The organism is Streptomyces sp. R302, from assembly GCF_012927245.1.
In the GTDB taxonomy this organism is placed as follows: domain Bacteria; phylum Actinomycetota; class Actinomycetes; order Streptomycetales; family Streptomycetaceae; genus Streptomyces.
Window position 1 is genome coordinate 220,928 of record NZ_JABBGE010000002.1, and the last position, 24,522, is coordinate 245,449.

The 24,522-nt window shown below is 72.6% G+C and carries 22 protein-coding genes; 11 read left to right on the forward strand and 11 right to left on the reverse strand.

What is annotated here, in order from left to right:
* The first annotated feature begins 141 nt into the window (after positions 1-141).
* Both HHL19_RS06900 and HHL19_RS06905 read left to right on the forward strand, forming a co-directional pair.
* On the forward strand, positions 142-774 hold the full coding sequence (locus HHL19_RS06900; RefSeq protein ID WP_169086688.1) for a TetR/AcrR family transcriptional regulator: 633 nt from the start codon (positions 142-144) through the stop codon (positions 772-774).
* A 9-nt stretch (positions 775-783) separates the two neighbouring features.
* Entirely contained in the window at positions 784-1,194 is a 411-nt protein-coding gene (locus HHL19_RS06905; protein ID WP_169086690.1) for a PPOX class F420-dependent oxidoreductase, read from the forward strand.
* Positions 1,195-1,282: 88 nt separating this feature from the next.
* Here HHL19_RS06905 and HHL19_RS06910 read toward each other — a convergent pair whose 3' ends face one another.
* From HHL19_RS06910 to HHL19_RS06925, 4 genes are all read right to left on the reverse strand, one after another.
* Entirely contained in the window at positions 1,283-2,983 is a 1,701-nt protein-coding gene (locus HHL19_RS06910; RefSeq protein WP_169086692.1) for a methylmalonyl-CoA mutase family protein, read from the reverse strand.
* A gap of 72 nt (positions 2,984-3,055) precedes the next feature.
* On the reverse strand, positions 3,056-3,388 hold the full coding sequence (locus HHL19_RS06915) for a DUF3817 domain-containing protein (RefSeq protein WP_169086694.1): 333 nt from the start codon (positions 3,386-3,388) through the stop codon (positions 3,056-3,058).
* 133 nt (positions 3,389-3,521) lie between these two features.
* Complete coding sequence (locus tag HHL19_RS06920; RefSeq protein ID WP_169086696.1) at positions 3,522-4,031, reverse strand: MarR family transcriptional regulator; 510 nt, start codon at positions 4,029-4,031, stop codon at positions 3,522-3,524.
* 9 nt (positions 4,032-4,040) lie between these two features.
* Complete coding sequence (locus tag HHL19_RS06925) at positions 4,041-5,357, reverse strand: MFS transporter (protein ID WP_169086698.1); 1,317 nt, start codon at positions 5,355-5,357, stop codon at positions 4,041-4,043.
* An 80-nt stretch (positions 5,358-5,437) separates the two neighbouring features.
* Between HHL19_RS06925 and HHL19_RS06930 the strand changes: the two genes are divergently transcribed.
* Together HHL19_RS06930 and HHL19_RS06935 are read left to right on the forward strand one after the other, a co-directional pair.
* Complete coding sequence (locus HHL19_RS06930) at positions 5,438-6,433, forward strand: DUF5937 family protein (RefSeq protein ID WP_169086700.1); 996 nt, start codon at positions 5,438-5,440, stop codon at positions 6,431-6,433.
* 89 nt (positions 6,434-6,522) lie between these two features.
* Positions 6,523-7,548, forward strand: a complete 1,026-nt coding sequence (locus HHL19_RS06935; RefSeq protein ID WP_169086702.1) for a glycoside hydrolase family 6 protein — start codon at positions 6,523-6,525, stop codon at positions 7,546-7,548.
* A 27-nt stretch (positions 7,549-7,575) separates the two neighbouring features.
* On the opposite strand, the gene HHL19_RS06940 is transcribed toward HHL19_RS06935, so the two are convergent.
* The 5 genes from HHL19_RS06940 to HHL19_RS06960 form a co-directional block, all read right to left on the reverse strand.
* Positions 7,576-9,543, reverse strand: a complete 1,968-nt coding sequence (locus tag HHL19_RS06940) for a kelch motif-containing protein (protein WP_169086704.1) — start codon at positions 9,541-9,543, stop codon at positions 7,576-7,578.
* A 3-nt stretch (positions 9,544-9,546) separates the two neighbouring features.
* Positions 9,547-11,403, reverse strand: coding sequence for a cellulose synthase catalytic subunit (locus HHL19_RS06945; protein ID WP_346768476.1), 1,857 nt, complete (start codon positions 11,401-11,403; stop codon positions 9,547-9,549).
* Positions 11,404-11,494: 91 nt separating this feature from the next.
* Positions 11,495-12,172: a TetR/AcrR family transcriptional regulator gene (locus HHL19_RS06950; protein WP_169086708.1), complete on the reverse strand. Its 678-nt coding sequence runs from the start codon at positions 12,170-12,172 to the stop codon at positions 11,495-11,497.
* Between the two features lie 253 nt (positions 12,173-12,425).
* A complete protein-coding gene (locus HHL19_RS06955; protein WP_169086710.1) occupies positions 12,426-12,719 on the reverse strand; it encodes an MTH1187 family thiamine-binding protein in 294 nt (97 codons plus the stop codon).
* Positions 12,716-13,069, reverse strand: coding sequence for a DUF3817 domain-containing protein (locus tag HHL19_RS06960; protein WP_169086712.1), 354 nt, complete (start codon positions 13,067-13,069; stop codon positions 12,716-12,718). Before HHL19_RS06960 ends, HHL19_RS06955 begins: the two co-directional genes overlap by 4 nt.
* Positions 13,070-13,191: 122 nt before the next feature.
* On the opposite strand from HHL19_RS06960, the gene HHL19_RS06965 reads away from it, so the two are divergent.
* The 4 genes from HHL19_RS06965 (at position 13,192) to HHL19_RS06980 (ending at position 15,862) form a co-directional block, all read left to right on the forward strand.
* Positions 13,192-13,830: an AIM24 family protein gene (locus HHL19_RS06965; protein WP_169086714.1), complete on the forward strand. Its 639-nt coding sequence runs from the start codon at positions 13,192-13,194 to the stop codon at positions 13,828-13,830.
* Entirely contained in the window at positions 13,830-14,480 is a 651-nt protein-coding gene (locus HHL19_RS06970; protein ID WP_169086715.1) for an AIM24 family protein, read from the forward strand. Before HHL19_RS06965 ends, HHL19_RS06970 begins: the two co-directional genes overlap by 1 nt.
* Positions 14,477-15,262 (forward strand): AIM24 family protein, encoded by a 786-nt coding sequence (locus HHL19_RS06975; protein WP_169086717.1) that lies wholly within the window; start codon positions 14,477-14,479, stop codon positions 15,260-15,262. Before HHL19_RS06970 ends, HHL19_RS06975 begins: the two co-directional genes overlap by 4 nt.
* Positions 15,263-15,385: 123 nt before the next feature.
* Positions 15,386-15,862, forward strand: a complete 477-nt coding sequence (locus tag HHL19_RS06980; RefSeq protein WP_169086719.1) for a MarR family transcriptional regulator — start codon at positions 15,386-15,388, stop codon at positions 15,860-15,862.
* A gap of 63 nt (positions 15,863-15,925) precedes the next feature.
* On the opposite strand, the gene meaB is transcribed toward HHL19_RS06980, so the two are convergent.
* Together meaB and HHL19_RS06990 are read right to left on the reverse strand one after the other, a co-directional pair.
* Positions 15,926-16,882 carry a methylmalonyl Co-A mutase-associated GTPase MeaB gene (gene meaB, locus HHL19_RS06985; protein ID WP_169086720.1) on the reverse strand — a complete coding sequence of 319 codons (957 nt, stop codon included), beginning with the start codon at positions 16,880-16,882 and terminating at the stop codon, positions 15,926-15,928.
* 24 nt (positions 16,883-16,906) lie between these two features.
* Entirely contained in the window at positions 16,907-18,109 is a 1,203-nt protein-coding gene (locus tag HHL19_RS06990) for an acetyl-CoA C-acetyltransferase (protein WP_169086722.1), read from the reverse strand.
* A gap of 137 nt (positions 18,110-18,246) precedes the next feature.
* Here HHL19_RS06990 and mce point away from each other — a divergent pair, with 137 nt between their 5' ends.
* The 3 genes from mce (at position 18,247) to HHL19_RS07005 (ending at position 24,496) form a co-directional block, all read left to right on the forward strand.
* Positions 18,247-18,699: a methylmalonyl-CoA epimerase gene (gene mce / locus HHL19_RS06995; protein WP_031006202.1), complete on the forward strand. Its 453-nt coding sequence runs from the start codon at positions 18,247-18,249 to the stop codon at positions 18,697-18,699.
* A gap of 202 nt (positions 18,700-18,901) precedes the next feature.
* On the forward strand, positions 18,902-23,446 hold the full coding sequence (scy, locus tag HHL19_RS07000) for a polarized growth protein Scy (protein ID WP_169086724.1): 4,545 nt from the start codon (positions 18,902-18,904) through the stop codon (positions 23,444-23,446).
* Between the two features lie 114 nt (positions 23,447-23,560).
* The gene (locus tag HHL19_RS07005; protein WP_169086726.1) at positions 23,561-24,496 is read left to right on the forward strand and encodes a cellulose-binding protein; all 936 of its coding nucleotides are present in this window, start codon (positions 23,561-23,563) and stop codon (positions 24,494-24,496) included.
* Positions 24,497-24,522: the final 26 nt, after the last annotated feature.

Below are 24,522 nucleotides of genomic sequence, written 5' to 3' on the forward strand. Positions count from 1 at the left end.
GTCGCTCAGGCCGCTCAATGCCTTTCGCTACGGGTCGTAGCGTAATGGCCGAGGCCTGGGCGGAGGGGAGCCGTACGCCGTGAACTGCCTCACATCACGGGCCTCTGGCGCCGAACCTACCGGCGGGTATGGTCGTCGTTCATGTGTAGCCGCACCACCCCCCGCAGCACCCGTACCGGCCGCCCCCGCTCCACCGAGGCCGACGTGGCCATCCTGGAGGCGACCCGCGCGGCCCTGGTGGAGCTGGGCTGGTCCAAGCTCACGATGGGCGACGTCGCCACCCGCGCCGGGGTGGCCAAGACCACCCTGTACCGCCGCTGGCCCAACAAGAACGAACTCGTCGTCGACGCCGTCGCCGTCCTCTTCGATGAACTCGAACTGCCCGACCTGGGTTCCCTCCAGGCCGACATCGCCCACGTCGTCCTCCAGTTCGCGGCGCTCCTGGAACGCCCCGAGACCCAGACCGCGCTGATGGCGGTGGTCGCCGAGTCCACCCGGGACGTCCCGCTGCGCGAGCGGATCCGCGCCTCGATCGTGGACCGCCAGAAGCGGCTGGTCCTGGACGGGCGGCGGCGGGCGCAGGAGCGCGGCGAACTGCCCGCGGACCCCGACCCGGTGACCGTGGACGCCATCGACGACCTCGTCTTCGACGTGGTCGCCGGCGCCGTGGTGCACCGCGCCCTGGTGAGCGCCGAGCCGGTCGACCCGGCCTGGGTGGCCCGCCTCTCCGCGCTGCTGATGGGCGGACTGGGCGCGGTCGCGGTGCTGGGTTAGCGTGCCCGGATGACGACACACCTGCCGGACCGGGTCCGCGCCCTGCTCGACGACGTGAACCCCGCCGTCCTGGCCACCGTCCAGCCCGACGGCTCCCCGCAGACCTCGGTGGTCTGGGTGGGCCGGGACGGCGACGACCTGCTGATCTCCAGCCAGGACGGCCGCCGCAAGGTCAAGAACGTCCGGGCGGACGCCCGCGTCTCCCTGACCGTCCACGACCGTCGCGACCCGCTGCTCTACGCGGAGATACGCGGCACGGCCGCGGTCGCCGAGGACGCGGGCCGGGAGCTGGCGGTCGCGCTGGCGGAGTCGTACGAGGGCGAGGGCGCCGGTCAGGAGTACCGGGAGCTGCCGCCGGAGAAGGTCCGGGTGGTCATCCGGATCACCCCCACGAAGGTGCTGGGCACGGCGGCGAAGTAGCGCGCGGAAGCAGCGGAACAGAAGCAGTGCGAAGGGCCGGTACGGAGTCCCCGTACCGGCCCTTCGCGCTGTCCGTCGGTGTGACGGCTCAGAAGCCGGCGGGCTCCACGTACACGCCCCACTCCTCGCGGAGGACGTCGCAGATCTCGCCGAGGGTGGCCTCGGCGCGGACCGCGTCGAGCATCGGCGGGATCATGTTGGCGCCGTCCCGGGCCGCCGCGAGCATGGCGTCGAGGGAGGCGCGGACCTTCGCCTCGTCGCGCCGGCCCTTCCGCTCGCCGAGGACCCGGACCTGCTCCCACTCGACCTCGTGGCTGACGCGCAGGATCTCCAGGTCGCCGGTGACCGAGCCGTGGTGGACGTTGACGCCGACGACGCGCTTCTCGCCCTTCTCCAGGGACTGCTGGTAGCGGAAGGCGGACTCGGCGATCTCGCCGGTGAACCAGCCGTCCTCGATGCCGCGCAGGATGCCGGAGGTGATCGGGCCGATCGGGTGCTGCCCGTCCGGATGGGCGCGCAGGCCGCGCTCCTTGATCTGGTCGAAGATCTTCTCGGCGTCGGCCTCGATGCGGTCGGTGAGCTGCTCGACGTACCAGGAACCGCCCAGCGGGTCCGCGACGTTGGCGACGCCGGTCTCCTCCATCAGCACCTGCTGGGTGCGGAGCGCGATCTCGGCGGCCTGCTCGCTGGGGAGGGCGAGGGTCTCGTCGAGGGCGTTGGTGTGGAGGGAGTTGGTGCCGCCGAGGACGGCGGAGAGGGCCTCGACCGCGGTCCGTACGACGTTGTTGTACGGCTGCTGCGCGGTGAGGGAGACGCCGGCGGTCTGGGTGTGGAAGCGGAGCCACTGCGCCTTGTCGGTCTTGGCGCCGTAGACCTCCTTCATCCAGCGGGCCCAGATCCGGCGGGCGGCGCGGAACTTGGCGATCTCCTCGAAGAAGTCGAGGTGGGCGTCGAAGAAGAAGGAGAGGCCGGGCGCGAAGACGTCGACGTCGAGGCCGCGGGAGAGGCCGAGCTCCACGTAGCCGAAGCCGTCGGCGAGGGTGTACGCCAGCTCCTGCGCGGCCGTCGCCCCGGCCTCGCGGATGTGGTAACCGGAGACCGAGAGCGGCTTGTACGCGGGGATGCCCTGCGCGCAGTGCTCCATCAGGTCGCCGATGAGGCGCAGGTGCGGCTCGGGCGGGAAGAGCCACTCCTTCTGCGCGATGTACTCCTTGAAGATGTCGGTCTGGAGCGTGCCGTTGAGCACGGCCGGGTCGACGCCCTGGCGCTCGGCGGCGACCAGGTACATGCAGAAGACCGGGACGGCCGGGCCGGAGATCGTCATCGACGTGGTCACGTCGCCGAGCGGGATGTCCTTGAAGAGGACCTCCATGTCGGCGGCGGAGTCGATGGCGACGCCGCAGTGGCCGACCTCGCCCAGCGAGCGGGGGTCGTCGGAGTCGCGGCCCATGAGGGTGGGCATGTCGAAGGCGACCGAGAGCCCGCCGCCGCCGGCGGCGAGGATCATCTTGTACCGCTCGTTGGTCTGCTCGGCGTTGCCGAAGCCGGCGAACTGGCGGATGGTCCAGGTGCGGCCCCGGTAGCCGGTGGGGTGGAGTCCCCGGGTGAAGGGGTACTCGCCGGGCCAGCCGATGCGCTCGAACCCCTCGTACGTGTCCCCGGGCCGGGGCCCGTAGACCGGCTCGACCGGGTCCCCGGAGAGCGTGGTGAAGTCCGCGTCGCGCTTGCGGGCCTTGTCGTAACGGGCCTGCCAGCGACGGCGGCCTTCCTCGATGGCGTCAGCGTCCATGCCTTCGAATTTACTAGGACGTCCTAGTAAATGTCGATGAGAAACCCCCGCACAGTTGTACGGGGGTGAGTCTCAGGCCTTGGCCGGAACCGGCTGCGCGCCGCTGACCAGCGGCTTCACCTCGGCGACGACCTTGCGCTCGACGAAGAACGCGGCGAAGGGGATCGTCCCGGAGAGCAGCACCCACACGATCTTGCCGAACGGCCAGCGGGCCTTGGAGCCCAGGTCGAAGGCGAAGACCAGGTAGATGATGTAGAGGACGCCGTGGGCCTGGGAGACCGCGAAGGTCAGGTCCTCGCCCGTGTCGAAGCCGTACTTGAAGATCATGCAGGTGCACAGCACGAGCAGCATGACGGCGGTCACGTACGCCATGACGCGGTAGCGGGTCAGCACGCTGGATTTCATGCCGTCGAGCGTAACCGCCCGTTCCGGGGCGATCTTCGCGGGGGTCGGGCTCGTCGAAGCGAGGGCCGGACCTCGCCGAACCGGGTGGCCGGACCTCGCCGAACCGGGTGGCCGGACCTCGCCGAAGCGGGGTTCAGGCCTCGTCGAAGTCGCCCGCCGCGACCCGCAGCGGGCGGAGCATCGCGAAGATCTCGGCGCACTCCTCGGCGTCGTACGCGCCCAGGCCGAACTCCATCTCCATCAGGTCGCGGGTGGCCGCCTCGACCACCTCGCGGCCCTTCTCGGTGATCGAGGCGAGGGTGCCGCGCCCGTCGTTGGGGTTGGGGCGCTTGGCGACGAGGCCCGACTTCACCAGGCGGTCCACCGTGTTCGTCACGGACGTGGGGTGGACCATGAGCCGCTCGCCGATCTTCGACATGGTCAGCTCGCCCTCCTTGGAGAAGGTGAGCAGCACCAGCGCCTCGTAGCGGGCGAAGGTCAGCCCGTACGGCTTGACCACGGCGTCCACCTCGCCCAGGAGGATCTGGTGGGCGCGCATGATCGAGGTGATCGCGGCCATGGAGGGGACCGGGCCCCAGCGCTTCTGCCAGAGCTCGTCGGCGCGGGCGATGGGGTCGAACGGGAGACTCAGCGGCTTCGGCACGCATCGACCTTACCGACTGGTCACATGACGGTCAGCCCCGTCTCGCTCTTCGGTCGCGAGCAGGACACCGACGGTCACGACGGCGAGCAGGCCCGCGCCGGCGACCACCAGATGGACGGGGACGAACTCGGCGACCAGGCCCGCGCCGGCCATGCCGACGCCCTGGACGGTCATCATGCCCGCCGTCATGAGGGTCATCGCCCTCCCCCGCCGCTCCTCGGGGACGGCCGCGACGAAACGGGCGTCGAGGCCGAGGGTGTACGCCCCCGCGGCACCGGCCGCCACGAGCGCGAGCGCGGCGAGCGCGGGGCCGGGGCGGAGCGCGTACACGAGGAAGGGGAGGAAGCCGGCGAGGAGGAGCGGGGCGACGAGCCGGACGCGGGTGGCGGGGCCCAGGAGGGCGCCGGCGAGGAGTTCGCCGGCGATGGTGCCGACCGGCATGGCGCACATGAGGAGGCCGAGGGCGGCGGTGGAGACGCCGAGCCCGTCGGCGTAGGGGGCGGCGAGCGCCTCGGGGACGACGACGAAGAGCGGCGGCACCCAGAAGAGCAGCATCAGCCGGCGGATCCGGCGGTCGCGCAGCAGCGACCAGGTGGCGCCGAGCCCCTCGCGCTTCTCGGCGGCGCGGGCCGGGCGGCGGGCGGTGCCGAGGCGCAGCAGCAGGGCGGAGAGGAGGAAGGTCGCGGCGGTGAGCGCGATGGCCGCGCGGGCGGGGACGACGGTGAGCAGGACGCCGCCGACGCCGAAGCCGGCGAGGAGGGCGGACTGGGAGACGATCCGCAGGAGCGAGCGGCCGAGGACGAAGAGGTCGCCGTCGCCCAGGATGTCGGCGAGCGTCGCCATGCGGGTGCCCTGGAAGACGGGCGCGACGGCGGCGACGGCGCAGCGCAGCACGAGCAGCCCGGCGACGGGGGTGGCGGGCAGCACCATGAGCGCGACGGCCCCGGCGCAGAGCAGGTCGCAGACGACGAGCACCCGGCGCGGCGGATGCCGGTCGGCGATCCCCGCGAGGAGGGTGCCGCCGAGGAGGTAGGGGAGGAAGCCGAGGGCGAAGGTGAGGGAGGAGAGGAGCGGGGACCGGGTGAGGTCGTAGACGAGGACGGTGAGCGCGATCTCGCTGACGACGAGCCCGAGCAGCGAGAGCAGATGCGCCCCGAACACCCACCGGAACTCCCGCACCCGGAAGACGGCGAGGTAGCCGGGGGCGGCGGACGCGGGCGCGTAGCCCGGGACGGCGGGCGTGGGCGTGGGTGCGGGGTCGGCCGGGGCGGTGTCGAGGGTGGGGTCAGGGGCGGAGTGGTGGGCCGGCGGGCCGGTTGGGGGCATGTGTGCAGCCTGGGTCGGCTGAGGCGAGCGGCCTAGACTTTCGGCTGTAGCCGAATGTCCCGTACGCCGGAGGGGGTGCCGTGCCGTACCACCTGCTCTTCGGGGAGTCCGATCCGCTGCGGATCCGGTTCGCCGTGTCGCCGCTCTGGGAGACGCAGTCGGCCGTGCGGGTGCTCGCGCGGCCCCGGCAGCAGGGGTACCACCTGCCCTGGCTGCGGCGGATCGCCGGGGCGGCGCGGGAGCTGGACCTCGCGCCGCTGCAGCTGCTCATGCCGTTGCGGGGGCATTCGCCGGACTTTCTCTATCCGCCGCCGCTGGGGCCCGCCGCGTCCTTCGAGGAGGAGCTGGCCGCCGTGCGGGCGATCGATCCGGCGCTGGTCGGGCCGGATCTCGCGCGGGCGCTGGCCTGTACGCCGGGGGCGGCGGAGAGCGCGGAGGGGCGGCGGATGCTCGCCGATCCCGCGGCGGCCGTGGCGCGGCTCGCCGATCTGCTCGCGGCCGCGTGGGAGGCGCTGGTCGCGCCCGAGTGGCCCCGGCTGCGGGCGCTGCTCGAAGCGGATGTGGCGTACCACTCGCGGAGGCTCGCGGAGGGTGGTCTGGAGCGGCTGCTCGGGGAGCTGCACCCGTCCTTCTCGTGGGACGCGGAGGCGGGGGTCCTGGAGGTGGCCGGCTATCGCGGGGAGCACGTGCGGGCCCTGGGCGGGCAGGGTCTGGTGCTGATGCCGTCGGTGTTCATCTGGCCGGAGGTGATCAGCGGTTTCGACGAGCCGTGGCAGCCGACGGTGGTGTATCCGGTGCGCGGCATCGGCGGGCTGTGGGCGGAGTCGCGGGAGCGGACGCCGGAGGCGCTGGCGCGGCTGCTGGGGCCGGTGCGGGCGGACGTGCTGTGCGCGCTGGACGAGCCGGCCGGGACGACGGCGCTCGCGCACCGGCTGGGCAGGGCGCCGTCGTCGGTGTCGGCGCACCTGGCGGTGTTGCGGGACGCGGGGCTGCTGACCTCGCGGCGTTACGGCCACCAGGTGCTGTACGAGCGGACGCCGCTGGGGATCGCGGTGTCGCAGCCGGACGCCGGGTGACCGTTATGTCACGATGAGCCCCGTTCGTCCGGTGATCCCCTGACGGACCTCGCGCCCGTACTCCCCACGTTGCCGACCCTGGGGGCCGGATGTCCCGCCGCACCACCACCGTCACCGCCGTCGCCCTCGCCGCCGCCCTGCTGCTGACCACCGGCGGCTGCTCCTCCGACGAGCCCGCCCGCTCCCCCGTCGGCCCCCCGGCCGCGACGAAGGGCGAGGCGCCGGCGCCGACCGGCGGTTCGCCGTTCTGGGTGGACCCGGAGAGCGACGCGGCCAAGCAGGTCCGGCAGTACGAGGCGCAGGGCCGCACCGACGACGCCCGGGTGCTGAAGCGGATCTCGGAGCAGCCGGTCGCGGACTGGCCGGCCGGGGACGACCCGGCGCCGGAGATCCGGCGGGCGGTGCGCGGGGCGACGGCCGAGGACCGGACGGCGGTCTTCGTGGCGTACAACATCCCGCACCGCGACTGCGGGATGTACTCCGCCGGCGGGGCGCGGGACGGGCAGGCGTACCGGGACTGGGTGGACGCCTTCGCCTCGGCGATCGGGGACGCCTCCGCGGTGGTGGTCCTGGAGCCGGACGCGGTGCCGCACATGGTGGACGGCTGTACGCCGGGGCAGTACCACGAGGAGCGGTCGGCGCTGCTCTCGGAGGCGATCGAGCGCCTGAAGCGGCAGCCGGGCACCCGGGTCTACCTGGACGCGGGGAACCCGGCGTGGATCGACGACCCGGGGAAGCTGGTGGAGCCGCTGCGGCGGGCCGGGATCGCCCGCGCGGACGGCTTCTCGCTGAACGTGTCGAACTTCCAGGAGACCTCGGTGGTGCGGGACTTCGGGGCGACCCTGTCGGGGCTGCTCGGCGGGATGCACTTCACGGTCGACACGAGCCGGAACGGCGCCGGCCCCCTCCCGGGGGACCGGGCGGAGGCCTGGTGCAATCCCCCGGGCCGGTCGCTCGGCGTGCCGCCGACGGACCGGACCGGGGACGCGCTGGTGGACGCGTACCTGTGGATCAAGCGTCCGGGGGATTCGGACGGGCAGTGCCGGGGCGGCCCGTCCGCGGGGACCTGGTGGCCCGAGTACGCCCTCGGCCTGGCCCGCCGCGCCGACTCCTGACGCCTTGTCAGTACTCCTGAAGCCTCGTCAGCCTCCCTTCACCTGGATCCACTTGGCCTCGGAGGGGATGCCCTCCTCGTCGGTGACGAAGAGCATGTACCAGCCGGGCGGGACGAGGGTGCGGTCCTCGGGGGCGTCCACGGTGACCGTGAGCCCGTCCTTGCCCCTGGTCAGCTCCAGGGCCACCGAGCGCTGTTCGACGTCCGTGGTGTGGGTGACGGCGCTGGGCCGCATCAGGCGGGCCTTGGCGATCCGGCCGGCGTCCTTGGTCTTGAAGGTGGCGCGGCCGTTGCGGTCGAGCTCCCGGGGGCCCTCGCCGAGCACCGGCCGGTCGGCGCCGGCCTTGTGGAGGTAGGGCGGGGTGAAGACCTCGATGCGCTGCTCGAAGGTGCCGAGCTTGGTGTTGTCCTTGTCGTCGAAGAGCGGGTCGGAGCCGAAGGTGGCGACCCGTCCGTCGGGCAGCAGCAGCGCCTCCGAGTGGTAGTTGCGGCCGACGGTGGGGTCGGCCGCCGCCGCGAAGGCGTTGGTGGCGGGGTCGTAGAACTGCGCCTTCAGGATGTCGCTGCCGCTGCGGCCCCGGTAGTCGCGGGAGCCGCCGGTGGTGAAGACGGTGTCGTCGGGGAGCAGGACGCTGCTGAGGTAGCGGGTGCCCTGCGGGAGGGCCGGGCCGTCCTGGAAGGCCGGGCTCTCGGCATTCAGGTCGACGATGGAGGTGCGGGCGGTGGACTTGGCGGACTCGCCGACCCCACCGCCGCCGAGGACCATCACCTTCTGCGCCTGTGCGGGGGGCAGGATGAGGGAGGCGGAGGTCTCCAGCTGGTCGGGGTCGGTGAGGCCGGTCAGGGGGGTGAACTTGTTGGTCTTCAGGTCCCACAGGCCGGGTGCCCGGCCCTTCTCGGCGGGGCCGTAGCCGGCGTTGGAGCCGGTGTAGAGGAGCTTGCCGCCCTTGGTGAGGAAGAGCGAGGGGTAGGTGGGGAAGTAGCGGAAGGGGCCCTTGGTCCACTTCTTGGTCTTCGGGTCGTAGATCTCGTTGTCGCCGGGGACGACGTCGCCGACGTCGTTGAGCCCGGAGACGGCGAGGACCTTGCCGTCCTGGAGGCCGACCAGGGTGGGGTACCAGCGGGCGTCCTTCATCGGGGCGACCGGAATGTACTTCTCCGCCTTGGGGTCGAACTCGTAGGCGGCCTTGATGCCCTGGAAGTCCTGCTTCTCGGTGGTGAGCTTCTGGGCGAGGCCGTAGACGTTGTCGGCCTGCTCGCCCTTGAGGCCGACGACCTCGTACTGCGCGGCCTCGGTGGTGAGGCCCTGCGGGCCCTCCTCGACGGCCTCGACGAAGACCCGGGCCTCGGCCGCGGTCACCTTGGTCTTCCACGGCTTCATCTGGCCGCTCTTGAAGTACGAGATCTCGAACTCGCGCTTCGCCTTGGGGACGGTGACGTCGGTGGTGGAGACGTACTCGACGCCGGACGGGGAGCGGAAGCGGGTGCCCTTCTTGAGGGTGACGGCCTTGTCGGGGCTCTCGTTCTTCACCCGCATGCCGCCGCCGGCCTTCTTCACCCCGCCGTCGAGGACCTCGTAGCGGGCGGTGCCGCCGGCCACCAGGAGCCGCCCGTCGGGCAGTTGGCTGTGGCCGGCGCAGAAGAAGTCCTCGGGGGTGGGGATCTTCTTGAAGGTGTTCTTCACCGGGTCCCACAGGACGGTGTCGAAGGTCCCGGCGTCGAAGTTCTCCTGGTCGTTGCCGGAGCCGGCGATCAGGAGCACCTTGCCGGTGTGCAGGAGGGCGGCGTGGATGGCGTTGATCCGCGCCCCGTCGGGGACGGAGACGCCGCCCCAGGAGCCGTACTTCTTCTTGTAGCCGGGCTGGGCGATCTTGTAGGCGTGGTACTTCTCCGAGGCGAAGGAGACGGCCGCGGGGGCGTTGAGCGCCGCGAGGACGAGGACGGCGCCGCTGCCGAGCAGGGTCTTCTTGAACTTCTTGGACGGCCGGTAGGCCATGGCTCAGTTCCCTCCGGTCGTCGTGGGCGCGGTGGTCGCGGGCGGGTGCGGGGGCAGGGGCGGGAACTGCGGCAGGGGCGGGAACTGCGGCAGCGGCGGTACGGTGCGCAGCTCGATGCCCGTGCGGGCGATGGCGAGGCGGCGGTCGCGGGTCCGGGCGCGGGCCCGTTCGCGGACCGTGCGGGCGCGCCGGTCGCGCAGCAGCGTCCAGGCCCAGACGGTCACCGGGGCGAGCGTGATGACGAGGGCGAGGACCGCCCAGGTGCGCATCGCCGCGTGGGTGTGGTCGTAGTGGACCGAGGCCGCCAGGGAGGCGACGAGGACGACCGCCCAGTAGAGGTGGATGCGGAAGGTGAGGACGCGGTCGGGGCTCGCGGAGCCGCCCTTGGGGGTGACGACGAAGCGGCCGCGGGTGCGCAGGAGCGCGGAGCCGAGGGACTTGAGGTAGATGGGCGCGGAGAGCGCGGACATCACCATGCCGGCGAGGCCGCCGGAGCCCTCGGGTTCGTGCGGGGAGACGTTGTGGCGGCGGTTCCAGAGGTAGAGGCCGATCTGGAGGGCGACGGCGTCGCTGTAGATCATGAGCCAGACCTGGGAGGAGACCTGGGTGCCGGAGGCGCCGAGCCACAGGTAGAGGACGCAGCTGAGGATGCCGAGCAGCCAGTTGACGGCCGTCATGGGGTAGTAGACGAGCATGAGCGTGTAGTTGAGGAGGCGGCCGGGCGGCATGCTGAACGGCGCCTTCCAGTACTGCTTGAGGATCGTCTCGTACGTCCCCCGGGACCAGCGGAGCTGCTGGGTGAAGAAGTCGGTCCAGGAGGCCGGGCCCTCGCCGACGGCGAGGACGTCGGGGGTGTAGACGGAGCGCCAGCGGCGGCCGGTGGCCGGGTTCTTGCGGCGGTGCAGCTCGAAGCCGGTGGCCATGTCCTCGGTGATGGAGTCGTACAGGCCGCCGGCCTGCTTGACGGCGGAGATCCGGACGACGTTGTTGGTGCCGACGAACATGGGGGCGCGGTAGCGGTTCCCGGCGCGCTGGATGAGCGCGTGGAAGAGGAACTGCTGGGACTCGGCGGCCTTGGTGACGGCGCCGGTGTAGTTGCCGTAGACCTGGGGGCCGACGACGAAGGCGACGTCGGGGTCGCGGAAGTAGCCGAGCATCCGCTCCAGGAAGTCGGGGAGCGGGACGTGGTCGGTGTCGACCGAGGCGAAGCAGTCGTAGGCGTCGCCGTGCATGGCGAGCCAGGCGTTGTAGTTGCCGTGCTTGGTCTTCGCCTTGTGCACACCCTTCTTCCGGTTCCACTCGGGCACGCCGGCCCGGGTGAAGTGGCGGACGCCGAGTTCGGCGCAGAGGGCCTTGGCCGCGTCGTCGTCGCCCTCGTCGAGGAGCCACACGTGCAGGGTGCCGTCGTGCCGGATGCGGACGGCGGCCTCCAGGGTGGCCCGCACCATGGCGAGGGGTTCCTTGCCGGGCACGTAGGTGGTGAGGAAGGCGACCCGGGTGCCCTTCTCGGGGTACACCGGGACGGGGTCGCGGGCGACCATGGTGGCGTGGGCGATCGAGACGACGTTCACCAGCATGAAGAAGCAGATGAGGCCGATCGACACGAGCATCACCGTGTCGTACGGCACCCGCCAGGTGTCGTCGCCCTCGCGGACGGTCCAGTGGGTGGGCCAGACCAGGTAGGCCAGGAGCACCGCGGAGAGCAGCGGCGCGAGCGCCATGAGGAGGACGGCTCGTATTCGGTGCGGCTCCTTCGAGAGCAGACTCGTGTACCGCACCTGGTACTCCGCCGTGTCCGGTTCCGTGAGGGGACCGGCGAGTCGGCTGTAGGTGTCGTAGTCGTAGCCTCCCGGCCGCACGGTGCCTCCAGCTGTCGTCGATCGGGTCGATATCCCCACAAAAGGGGACACCGCCCGGCGTGTCGACTGGAGTACTCCGAGTGAGGGCGTTCTACCGCCCGCGTCCACCCGATCGACGCAGCGCGTACGCGACCGCCTTCCGCGCCACCGGGTTCAGCTCCTCCACGGCGGCGAGCAGCGCGCCGAGCTGCTCCAGGGCGGCGAGCGCGGCGTCCGCGCCGTCCGGATCGACGCCCTCGTAGAGTTCGAGGCCGATGAAGGAGGCGGCGACGGCGCGGGCGAGGCCGGCCGGGTCGGTGACGCCGTCCAGCGGGGTGCCGGCGAGGACCCGCCGCAGCACGCCCTCGATCTCCTCGGCCCACAGGTCGAGCCCGGCGGCGGTGGCCGGGGCGAGCCGGGGGTGGGTCTGGGCGCCGGCGAGCAGCTGGGCGAGGACGGCGACGTGTCCGGCGTCCCGTTCCTCGGCGTGCATGGCCCGGCCGAAGGCGAGCAGTTCGGTGAGGCAGGTGACGGCCCGGAGCCGGTCGCGGTGGCGGGCCACCCGCTGTTCGGCGCCGCGCCGGCAGGCGGCGGCGAGCAGGTCGTCGACGGAGCCGAAGTGATAGAAGACGAGCGCCTGGTTGACTCCGGCGGCGGCCGCGACGGTCCGCGCGGAGGCCCCGGCGATCCCGTGCTCGACGAGCGCCCGCAGGGCCCCGTCGAGCAGCTTCTCGCGGGTCTCCCGCCCCTTGGCGTCCCGCGCCCCCCGGGGCTTCTCCTCCCCGCTCACACCGCCCCCTCCTCACCTGCGCGGCGCGCGGCCGGCCCGGTGGCGCTCCCCCGCGGAGACACCGGGCCGGCGGCGGCCGGGAACGGGGATGCCCGGTGGCGTCCCACGGCCACTGCCCCGTGTCGAGCGATCTTGAGCGATCGCTCAAGGAGGACGTTAACCGATGTTGAGCACCCGCTCAAAGTCCTGGCGAGGTCCCGGTGGGCAGCACAAAGCCCCTGGTCGGGCGGCCAGGGGCTCGGGCGGGGCGGACTCAGCCGCCGAGGTGGCGCTCCACGGTGTCGACCTTGGCGGTGAGGCCGTCGGTGACACCGGGCCGGATGTCGGCCTTGAGGACGACGGAGACGCGCGGCGCGCGCGCCTCGACGGCGGCGACGGCCCGCTTCACGACGTCCATGACCTCGTCCCACTCCCCCTCGATGGACGTGAACATGGCGTCGGTGCGGTTCGGCAGCCCGGACTCGCGGACGACGCGGACGGCGTCGGCGACGTACTCGCCGACCTCCTCGCCCACGCCGAGCGGGGTGACGGAGAAGGCGACGATCACGCGTTCACCGTGCCCTCGGCGGCCTCCGCGCGGGCGCGGGAGGCGATGACGGCGGCCTCCGCCTCGCGCCTCAGCCTGCGGTCGGCGAAGAAGCCGCCGAAGGGCACGACGGAGAGGAGGAAGTAGACGGCGGCGGTGCCGAAGCTCCACTTGGTGCGGTTCCAGGCGTCCAGCCAGAAGAGCACGTAGAGGACGAAGAGGATGCCGTGGACCGCGCCCATGACCGGGACCGCGTTGAAGTCCGTGGTCCGCTTGAGCACCGAGCAGACCAGCAGGAGCAGGAACGACACGGCCTCGGGCGCGGAGACGAGCCGGAGGCGGTGCAGCGAGGAAGCGGTCTTGAGGTCCACGGAGGGGTCACCTTCGTTCAAACAGGAGCGCGATCTTGTGAACGGATGCACAAGGGTGGGCGGGTCCATTGTGCACCGCGACTTTGCTGTCTCTTTATCCGGGTCCCCGCTACCTTCGACCGGTGGCTACGTTCCGACTCCAAGGCAGCAAGGTGCTCGCCGTGACGATGACCGGCGACGCCGTCAAGGCGAAGAACGGCTCGATGGTCGCCTACGACGGGCAGATGGCGTTCAAGAAGATGAGCGGCGGCGGGGAGGGCCTGCGCGGCATGGTCACCCGTCGCCTGACGGGGGAACAGATGGAGGTGATGGAGGTCAAGGGCCAGGGGACCTGCTGGTTCGCCGACCGGGCCTCCGAGATCAACCTCGTCCAGCTGCACGGCGACAAGCTGTGGGTGGAGGCGAGCAACCTGCTCTGCACCGACGCGGGGCTCCGCACCGGCACGACCTTCACGGGGATGCGCGGCGGCGCGACCGGCAACGGCCTCTTCACCACCACGGTGGAGGGCACCGGGCAGGCGGCGCTCCTGTCCGACGGCCCGGCGACGGTGCTCCGGGTGACCCCGCAGTACCCGCTGTCGGTCGACCCGGGCGCGTACGTCGCCCACCAGGGCAACCTCCAGCAGCACTTCCAGTCGGGCGTGACCTTCCGCACCCTGCTGGGCGAGGGCGGCGGCGAGGCCTTCCAGATCCGCTTCGAGGGCGACGGACTGGTCTATGTGCAGCCGAGCGAGCGGAACACGATCGGAGGTGACGTCTGATGCCCTTCCGTGAGATCAACTCGAAGATGGTCGAGGCGACCGTCATCCCCGGGCAGCGCCTCTTCAGCCAGCGCGGCGCCATGCTCGCGTACCGCGGGGACGTCACGTTCACGCCGAACATGGCGGGCGGGCAGGGCGGTCTGATGTCGATGATCGGCCGCCGGGTGGCCGGCGAGGCCACGCCGCTGATGACCGTGGAGGGCAACGGACTTGTGATGTTCGGGCACGGCGGCCACCACATCCAGGTGATCGCGCTGACCGGCGACACCCTGTACGTGGAGGCGGACCGGCTGCTCGCCTTCGACGGCACCCTGGAGCAGGGCACGATGTTCATGGGCTCGCAGGGCGGGGTCATGGGCCTGGTCCGCGGCCAGGTGACCGGCCAGGGCCTCTTCACCACCACCCTGAAGGGCCACGGCTCGGTGGCGGTCATGGCGCACGGCGGGGTCATCGAGCTGCCGATCGCGCCGGGCCGCCCGGTGCACGTCGACCCGCAGGCGTACGTGGCCCACCACGGCGACGTGCGGAACAAGCTCTCGACCGCGCTGGGCTGGCGCGACATGGTGGGCCGCGGCTCGGGCGAGGCCTTCCAGCTGGAGCTGAGCGGCAGCGGTGCGGTGTACGTCCAGGCGTCGGAGGAGAAGCTGTGAGCACCCCTGTCATCCACGATCCGCACACCCTGCCGTCGGACGACAACGTCAACGACTACACCTTCTGCGTGGAGCTCAAGGGCTCCCAGTGGTTCCTGCAGAAGGGGAAGATGATCGCCTACTACGGGCAGATCGAGTTCAACGGGATCGGGCACGGGCGGCTCGACCGGCTGGTGCGGACCGCCTTCCACTCGCCGCTGCACGCGAGCGACTGGGTGGTGGCCGAGGGCTCCGGGAAGATGCTGCTCGCGGACCGGGCCTTCGACGTGAACTCGTACGACCTGGACGAGGGCAATCTGACGATCCGCTCGGGGAACCTGCTGGCCTACCAGCCGACGCTGGCGCTGAAGCAGTCGATCGTGCCGGGTTTCGTGACGCTGATCGGAACCGGCAAGTTCGTGGCCGCGTCCAACGGTCCGGTGGTCTTCATGGAGCCGCCGCTGCGGGTGGACCCGCAGGCGCTGGTCGGCTGGGCGGACTGCCCGTCCCCCTGCCACCATTACGACCACGCCTACCTGACGGGCGTGATGGGCGGCGTACGCGCCCTGACCGGCATCGGGGGCTCCTCGGGCGAGGAGCACCAGTTCGAGTTCGTCGGCGCGGGCACGGTGCTGCTCCAGTCGACGGAGCTGCTGATGGCGGAGCGGGCGATCGGCGCGCCGCCGGCCCAGGCGGGGGTGCCGGGCGGGCACGGTGCGCACGGTTCCGGCCAGGCGGCGCAAGGAGCGGTACCGCGCCTTCCCGGCCAGCTCGGGGACCTGCAGCGGCGCTTCGGGCTGTGAGCGGTAGTCTGCGGAGCGTGATGCTTCGAACGGCCGCGCGAGGACCGCGGCCGGTCCGGCGGGTGCCGCGCGTCACCCCTCAGATTTCGTCAAGTATTCAACTTCTTAGGTAGAATCCACTCTATGGACACCGAGACGGCCACCCCCTGGCTCACCGACGCCGAGCAGTGCGCGTGGCGCACCTTCCTCGACGTCCAGCGAATGCTGACGCACCAGCTGGAGCGCGACCTCCAGCCCTTCGGCCTGACCATGAACGACTACGAGATCCTCGTGAACCTCTCGGAGTCCGCCGAGCGCCGGCTCCGCATGAGCGACCTCGCCACCGCCACCCTCCAGTCCAAGAGCCGCCTCTCCCATCAGATCACCCGGATGGAGAACGCCGGCCTGGTCCAGCGGGTCAACTGCGAGTCCGACCGCCGCGGCCTCTACGCGGTCCTCACCGACGAGGGCATGGACACCATGCGCAAGGTCGCCCCGCACCACGTGGAGTCGGTCCGCGACCACTTCATCGACCGGCTCTCCCCCGAGGCGCTCGGCGACCTCCACGAGTCGCTCAAGCCGATCGCGGAGCGGCTGCGCGGCAAGCGCGGCAAGCCGTGACCTGACGGATCCACGGAGAAGGGCCTCCCCGCGGCGGGGAGGCCCTTCTCCGTCGTCCAGGCGTCAGTTGCCGGTCAGGCTCGCCAGGAGCTCGTCGGAGGCCGCGTACGGGTCGAGCGCGCCGGTCGCGATCCGCTCGGCCAGCGCGTCGAGCCGCCGGTCCCCGTGCAGGTCGCCGATCCGCTCGCGCAGCGCCGTGATGGTGATGGTCTCCACCTCGCGGGCCGCCCGGGCCTTGCGGCGCTCCGCCAGGACCCCGTGCTCCTCCATCCAGGCCCGGTGCTTCTCCAGGGCCTCCACGACCTCGTCCACGCCCTCGCCGCGCGCCGCGACCGTCTTCACGATCGGCGGCCGCCAGTCGCCGGGGCCGCGGGCCTCGCCGAGGCCCAGCATGTGGTTGAGCTCGCGGGCGGTGGCGTCGGCGCCGTCCCGGTCGGCCTTGTTGACCACGTACACGTCGCCGATCTCCAGGATGCCCGCCTTCGCGGCCTGGATGCCGTCGCCCATGCCCGGGGCCAGCAGCACCATCGAGGTGTCCGCCTGCCCGGCGATCTCCACCTCGGACTGGCCGACGCCGACGGTCTCCACCAGGATCACCTCGCAGCCGGCCGCGTCGAGGACCCGGATGGCCTGCGGGGCGGCCCAGGCGAGACCGCCCAGGTGACCGCGGGTGGCCATCGAGCGGATGTAGACGCCGGGGTCGGAGGCGTGCTCCGACATCCGGACCCGGTCGCCGAGGAGCGCGCCGCCGCTGAACGGCGAGGACGGGTCGACGGCGAGCACGCCGACCCGCTTCCCGGCCCTGCGGTACGCGGTCACCAGCGCCGAGGTCGACGTGGACTTGCCGACGCCGGGCGAGCCTGTCAGGCCCACCACGTAGGCGTTTCCGGTGAGCGGGGCCAGCGCCGCCATCACCTCGCGCAGCTGCGGGGACGCCCCCTCCACGAGCGAGATCAGCCGGGCCACGGCCCGCGGCCTGCCCTCCCGTGCCTGGGCGACCAGTGCGGGGACGTCCACCATGCTGCCTTCTCCTGTCGGAAGTGCTTACTTGCCGGCCACGCGGATGATCAGCGCGTCGCCCTGGCCGCCGCCGCCGCAGAGCGCGGCCGCGCCGATGCCGCCGCCGCGCCGCTTGAGCTCCAGGGCGAGGTGGAGCACCACACGGGCGCCGGACATGCCGATCGGGTGGCCGAGCGCGATGGCGCCGCCGTTGACGTTCACCTTTTCCGGGGACACGCCGAGGTCCTTCATGGACTGTACGGCGACCGCGGCGAAGGCCTCGTTGATCTCGATCAGGTCGAGGTCGTCGACGGTCAGGCCCTCCTTCTTCAGGGCGTGCTGGATGGCGTTGGACGGCTGCGACTGGAGCGAGTTGTCCGGGCCCGCCACGTTGCCGTGGGCGCCGATCTCGGCGATCCACTCCAGGCCGAGCTCCTCCGCCTTGGCCTTGCTCATCACGACCACGGCGGCGGCGCCGTCGGAGATCTGCGAGGAGGTGCCGGCGGTGATGGTGCCGTCCTTGGCGAAGGCGGGGCGGAGCTTGCCGAGGGACTCGACGGTCGTCTCGGCGCGGACGCCCTCGTCCTTCGAGAAGACGACCGGCTCGCCCTTGCGCTGCGGGATCTCGACCGGGGTGATCTCGGCCTCGAAGACGCCGTTCTTCTGCGCGGCGGCGGCGCGCTGGTGCGACAGCGCGGCGATCTCGTCCTGGGAGGCGCGGTCGATGCCGAGGCGGGTGTTGTGCTTCTCGGTGGACTCGCCCATGGCGATGTTCTCGAAGGCGTCGGTCAGGCCGTCGTGCGCCATCACGTCGAGCATCTCGATCGCGCCGTACTTGAAGCCCTCGCGGGACTTCGGCAGCACGTGCGGGGCGTTGGTCATGGACTCCTGGCCGCCGGCCACGACGACGTCGAACTCGCCGGCGCGGATCAGCTGGTCGGCGAGCGCGATGGCGTCCAGGCCCGACAGACACACCTTGTTGATGGTGAGCGCGGGGACGTTCATCGGGATGCCGGCCTTGACGGCGGCCTGACGGGCGGGGATCTGCCCGGCGCCCGCCTGGAGCACCTGGCCCATGATCACGTACTGCACCTGGTCGCCGCCGATGCCGGCCCGGTCCAGGGCGGCCTTGATGGCGAAACCGCCGAGGTCGGCGCCGGAGAAGGACTTGAGCGAGCCGAGCAGTCGACCCATGGGCGTGCGGGCGCCCGCGACGATCACTGAAGTGGTACCGGTCGTTCCAGACATGAGGCACAGCCCCTTGGGATGAGGAGTGAACGAGGGTTTACCGCCAATGTACTGAGCGGTGCGGCGCGCGGTCACCGGCCTGCCGGTGTGACGGCGCGCACGTTGCGTAACCACCCCCACCAGGGTGGACTGGAACCATGCTGACGCGTATCGACCACATCGGGATCGCCTGCTTCGACCTGGACAAGACCGTCGAGTTCTACCGTGCCACGTACGGCTTCGAGGTCTACCACTCGGAGGTCAACGAGGAGCAGGGCGTCCGCGAGGCCATGCTGCGGATCAACGCCACGGACGACGGCGGCGCCTCCTACCTCCAGCTCCTGGAGCCCACCCGCGAGGACTCCGCGGTCGGCAAGTGGCTGGCCAAGAACGGCGAGGGCGTCCACCACATCGCCTTCGGCACCGCGGACGTCGACGGGGACGCCGAGGCCATCCGAGGCAAGGGCGTCCGGGTCCTCTACGACGAGCCCCGGACCGGCTCCATGGGCTCCCGGATCACCTTCCTCCACCCCAAGGACTGCCACGGCGTCCTCACCGAACTCGTCACCTCCGCGCCCGCTTCCGCTGACCACTCCTCAGCGGAGCACTGACCTCCGTATTCCCGGCCCGGTAGAGTGGGCGGCTCCGGGCCGGGGCCGGTCGGGGCCGCTTCGCGCGGCGTCGTAGTCGGGATGTCGGGGTCGTCCGATCTGACACGATTCCCCGGGGGGCCGTTCTGTCGGGTGAACGGTGCTCGTCGGAACGTCGCGACCAGGGGTCGGGGTCTCCCCCGCTCGCAGGGCTCGGGGAAGGATGGACCGCGCGGTGCGGGGCTACGAACGGCAGGAGAGCCACCGAGCTGAAGACGACCATCTCTCGCGGTTCGAAGCCGAGATGGACCGGCTGAAGAAGGAGCGAGAGAAGGCCGTCCAGCACGCCGAGGACCTGGGCTACCAGGTCGAGGTCTTGCGTGCCAAGCTCCACGAGGCGCGGCGCACCATCGCGTCCCGCCCCGCCTACGACAGCGCGGACATCGGTTACCAGGCCGAGCAGTTGCTGCGCAACGCGCAGGCGCAGGCCGAGCAGCTCCGCCAGGACGCCGAGCGGGAGCTGCGCGAGGCCCGGGCACAGACCCAGCGGATCCTCCAGGAGCACGCCGAGCACCAGGCCCGGCTCCAGGCCGAGCTCCACAACGAGGCGGTGCAGCGCCGCCAGCAGCTCGACCAGGAGCTGAACGAGCGCCGCCAGACCGTCGAGGCCCACGTCAACGAGAACGTGGCCTGGGCCGAACAGCTGCGCGCCCGCACCGAGTCCCAGGCCCGCCGCCTGATGGACGAGGCCCGCGCCGAGGCCGAGCAGTCGATCGCCGCCGCCCGCGCCGAGGCCGCCCGCCTCTCCGAGGAGACCGGCCGCCGCGTCGGCGCCGAGGCGGAAGCCGCCCGCGCCGAGGCCGAAGCGATTCTGCTGCGCGCCCGCAAGGACGCCGAGCGGCTGATGACGGCCGCCTCCACCCAGGCGCAGGAGGCCACCGGCCACGCCGAGCAGCTGCGCACCGCAGCCGTCGCCGAGACCGACCAGGCCCGCCGCCAGGCCACCGAGCTGACCCGCGCCGCCGAGCAGCGGATCCAGGAGGCCGAGGAGAAGCTGCGGCAGGCCCGCGCCGAGGCCGACAAGGCCCTCGCGGAGGCCAAGGAGTCCGCCGCGAAGACGCTGGCCTCCGCCGACTCCGTCAACGAACAGCGCACCCGTACCGCCAAGTCGGAGATCGCCCGGCTCGTCGGCGAGGCCACCGAGAAGGCCGAGCAGCTCAAGGCCGAGGCCGAGGAGAAGCTCCGCGAGGCCACCGCCCACACCGAGAAGGTCTTCGCCGAGGCCACCGAGAAGGCCCGCGCCAGCGCCGCCGAGGACTCGGCCGCCGCGCTCGCCAAGGCCGCCCGGGGCGCCGAGGAGATCCTCAGCAAGGCCTCCGAGGACGCCGCCGAGACCACCCGCAGGGCCTCCGAGGAGGCCGAGCGGATCCGCCGCGAGGCCGAGACCGAGGCCGACCGGCTGCGCTCCCGCGCCGAGGAGCAGGCCGACGAACTGCTCGGCTCGGCGAAGGACGACACCAAGGAGTACCGGGCCAAGACGGTCGAGCTCCAGGAGGAGGCCCGGCGGCTGCGCGGCGAGGCCGAGCAGCTGCGCGCCGAGGCCGTCGCCGAGGGCGAGCGGATCCGCGGCGAGGCCCGCCGCGAGGCCGTCCAGCAGATCGAGGAGGCGGCGAAGACCGCCGAGGAGCTGCTGGCCAAGGCGAAGGCCGACGCCGACGAGCTGCGCTCCAGCGCCGGCGCCGAGAGCGAGAAGGTCCGCTCGGAGGCGATGGAGCGCGCCCAGACGCTCCGGACCCAGGCCGAGGAGACCCTGGAGCGGACCCGCGCGGAGGCCGAGCGGCTGCGCGCCGAGTCCGAGGAGCACGCCGAGGCGGTACGGGCGTCCGCCGAGAAGGCCGCCGCCGAGCTGCGCGCGGACGCCGAGCGGGCCGCCGAGGCCCGCCGTGCCGAGGCCGCCGAGGAGCTGACCCGGCTGCACACCGACGCCGAGGCGAAGGTGGCCGCGGCCGGGCAGGAGCTGACCGACGCCCGCGCCGAGGGCGAGCGGATCCGGCGCGAGGCCGCCGAGGAGACCGAGCGGCTGCGCGCGGAGGGCGCCGAGCGGATCAGGACGCTGTCGGAGCAGGCCGAGCAGGAGGCCGAGCGGCTGCGGTCGGAGGCGGCGGCGGACGCGTCGGCGGCCCGTGCCGAGGCCGAGGCGACCGCGCAGCGGCTCACCTCCGAGGCGGAGACCGAGGCCGAGCGGCTGCGGTCCGAGGCCCAGGAGACCGCCGACCGGGTGCGGGCGGAGGCCGCGGCCGCCGCCGAGCGGGTGGCCGCCGAGGCCGCCGAGGCGCTGGCCGCCGCGCAGGAGGAGGCCGTCCGGCGCCGCCGGGAGGCCGAGGAGACGCTGGAGTCGGCGCGTTCCGAGGCCGGCCGGGAGCGCGAGCACGCCCGCGAGCAGTCCGAGGAGCTCCTGGCCGCCGCCCGCAAGCGGGTGGAGGAGGCGCAGGCCGAGGCGCAGCGCCTGGTCGAGGAGGCGGACGCGCGGGCGACCGAGATGGTCGGCGCCGCCTCGCGAGCCGCGCAGGAGGTCCGCGACTCGGTCGCCGGGCTGCGCGAGCAGGCCGAGGAGGAGATCGCCGGGCTGCGCTCGGCCGCGGAGCACGCGGCGGAGCGGACCCGGGCCGAGGCGCAGGAGGAGGCGGACCGGGTCCGCTCCGACGCGCACGAGGAGCAGGAGCGGGCCGCGGAGGACGCGGCCCGCACGCGGGCGCGCGCCCAGGAGGAGTCCGAGGCGGCGAAGGCGCTGGCCGAGCGGACGGTCGGGGACGCGATCGCGGAGGCGGAGAAGCTCCGTACGGACACCGCCGAGTACGCCCAGCGGGTGCGCACCGAGGCGACGGACGCGCTGGCCTCGGCCGAGCAGGACGCGGCCCGCACCCGGGCGGACGCCCGGGACGACGCCAACCGGATCCGTTCGGAGGCGGCCGAGAAGGCCGAGGGCGTGGTCGGCGAGGCGACGGCGGAGGCCGAGCGGATCGCCGCGGAGGCCTCCCAGGTCCTGGACGACGCCCGGCAGGCGGCGGACAAGCGCCGCCAGGACGCGGCCGAACAGGCCGACACCCTCATCGGCGAAGCCGCCACCGAAGCCGAACGCATCACCACCGAAGCCACCCAGATCCTCGACGACGCCCGACAGGCCGCCGACAAGCGCCGCCAGGACGCCGCCGAACAGGCCGACACCCTCATCGGCGAGGCGACCACCGAAGCCGAACGCATTGCGGCGGAGGCCTCCCAGGTCCTCGACGAGGCCCGGCAGGCGGCGGACGAGCGGCGCCAGGACGCGGCCCAGCAGGCCGACACCCTCATCGGCGAAGCCACCACCGAAGCCGAACGCATCACCACCGAAGCCACCCAGATCCTGGACGAGGCCCGGCAGGCGGCGGACAAGCGCCGCCAGGACGCGGCCGAGCAGGCCGACACCCTCATCGGCGAGGCGACGGCCGAGGCCGAGCGGATCGCGGCGGAGTCGGCCGAGCTGCGGGAGACGACCGAGCGGGACGCGGCGCGGCTGCGGACCGAGGCCGAGCAGGTCAAGACGGACGGCGAGGCGCACGCCCAGGCGCTGCGGACGGCGGCCCTGGCGGACGCCGAGCAGATCCTGGACGAAGCCCGGCAGGCCGCCGACAAGCGCCGCCAGGACGCGGCCGAGCAGGCTGACGCGCTGGTCGGCGAGGCGACCGCCGAGGCGGGCCGGATCACCGACGAGGCCGGCGAGCTGGCCGACTCGGTGACCGCCGACGCCCGTGCCGAGGCCGAGCGGACCATCGCGGACGCGGCCGGCGAGGCCGAGCGGCTGCGGGCCGACGGCGCCCAGGCGCTGGAGTCGGCCCGTCAGGACGCCGAGCGGATCCGTACCGAGTCGGCGCGGGTCAAGGAGGACGCCGAGGCGGCGGCCGAGCAGATGCGCTCGGAGGCCCGCGCGGAGGCCGACCGGACCCTGGACGAGGCCCGCGAGGCCGGCGCGAAGAAGCGCGCGGACGCGGCCGAGCAGGCCGACCAGCTGATCGCCAAGGCGCAGGAGGAGGCGCTGCGCGCCACCGCCGAGGCCGAGACGCAGGCCGACACCATGGTCGGCGCCGCCCGCAAGGAGGCCGACCGGATCGTCGCCGAGGCGACCGTGGAGGGCAACGCGCTGGTGGAGAAGGCGCGGACCGACGCGGACGAACTCCTCGTCGGGGCGCGGAAGGACGCCACCGCCATAAGGGAGCGGGCGGAGGAGCTGCGGGGCCGCGTCGAGGGCGAGATCGAGGAGCTGCACGAGCGCGCCCGGCGCGAGTCGGCCGAGCAGATGAAGACGGCCGGCGAGCGGGTCGACAAGCTGGTGAAGGCCGCGGAGGAGCAGCGGGCCGAGGCCGAGGAGAAGGCCAAGGAACTGCTCTCGGAGGCGAGTTCGGAGGCGAGCAAGGTCCGGATCGCGGCCGTGCGGAAGGCCGACGGGCTCCTGAAGGAGGCCGAGCAGAAGAAGAGTTCGCTGGTGGCGGAGGCCGAGCGGATCAAGGCGGAGGCGGAGGCCGAGGCGGACCGGCTGGTCCAGGAGGGCCGGCGCGAGCTGGAGGTCCTGACCCGGCGTCGTACCGACATCAATGCCGAGATCTCCCGTGTCCAGGACGTTCTCGAAGCGTTGGAGTCTTTCGAGACTCCGTCGGCGGGAACGAAGGACGGACTCAAGGCGGGCGCTTCCTCGGGGTCCACTCGTTCGGGTGGCAAGTCCCAGGACGGCTAGCCACTCAAAAGGCTGGACATTCTCCAGATCAAACGGGCATACGCTCGATGACACGCCGCTTCGGCCCCTAGGATTCCCTCTAACACCTCACCGGTCTCATTCGACAGGAACCCCATGAGCGACACATCCTCCCCCTTCGGCTTCGAGCTCGTGCGGCGTGGTTACGACCGCGGTCAGGTGGACGACCGCATTACCAAGCTGGTCGCCGACCGTGACAGTGCTCTGGCCCGGATCACCTCCCTGGAGAAGCGCATCGAGGAGCTCCACCTCGAAACGCAGAACGCCCAGGCGCAGGTGAGCGACGCGGAGCCGTCGTACGCCGGTCTCGGCGCGCGTGTCGAGAAGATCCTCCGCCTCGCCGAGGAGGAGGCGAAGGACCTGCGCGAGGAGGCCCGCCGCGCCGCCGAGCAGCACCGCGAGCTGGCCGAGTCGGCCGCCCAGCAGGTGCGCAACGACGCGGAGTCCTTCGCCGCCGAGCGCAAGGCGAAGGCCGAGGACGAGGGCGTCCGGATCGTCGAGAAGGCGCAGGGCGAGGCGAACTCGCTGCGTGCCGAGGCGCAGAAGGACGCCCAGTCGAAGCGCGAGGAGGCGGACGCCCTCTTCGAGGAGACCCGCGCCAAGGCCGCCCAGGCCGCCGCGGACTTCGAGACCAACCTGGCGAAGCGCCGCGAGCAGTCCGAGCGCGACCTGGCCTCCCGTCAGGCCAAGGCCGAGAAGCGCCTCGCCGAGATCGAGCACCGCGCCGAGCAGCTCCGCCTGGAGGCCGAGAAGCTCCGTACGGACGCCGAGCGCCGGGCCCGCCAGACGGTGGAGACCGCGCAGCGCCAGGCCGAGGACATCGTGGCCGACGCGAACGCCAAGGCCGACCGGATCCGTTCGGAATCGGAGCGCGAGCTGGCGGCGCTCACCAACCGCCGCGACTCCATCAACGCGCAGCTGACCAACGTCCGCGAGATGCTGGCGACGCTGACCGGTGCCGCGGTGGCCGCCGCCGGCTCCCCGCTGGACGAGGACCGCTCCGCGGGCGTCCCGGCCCAGCAGACCCGGTAAGGCCCCGGCCCCCGGGCCGGCTGCGA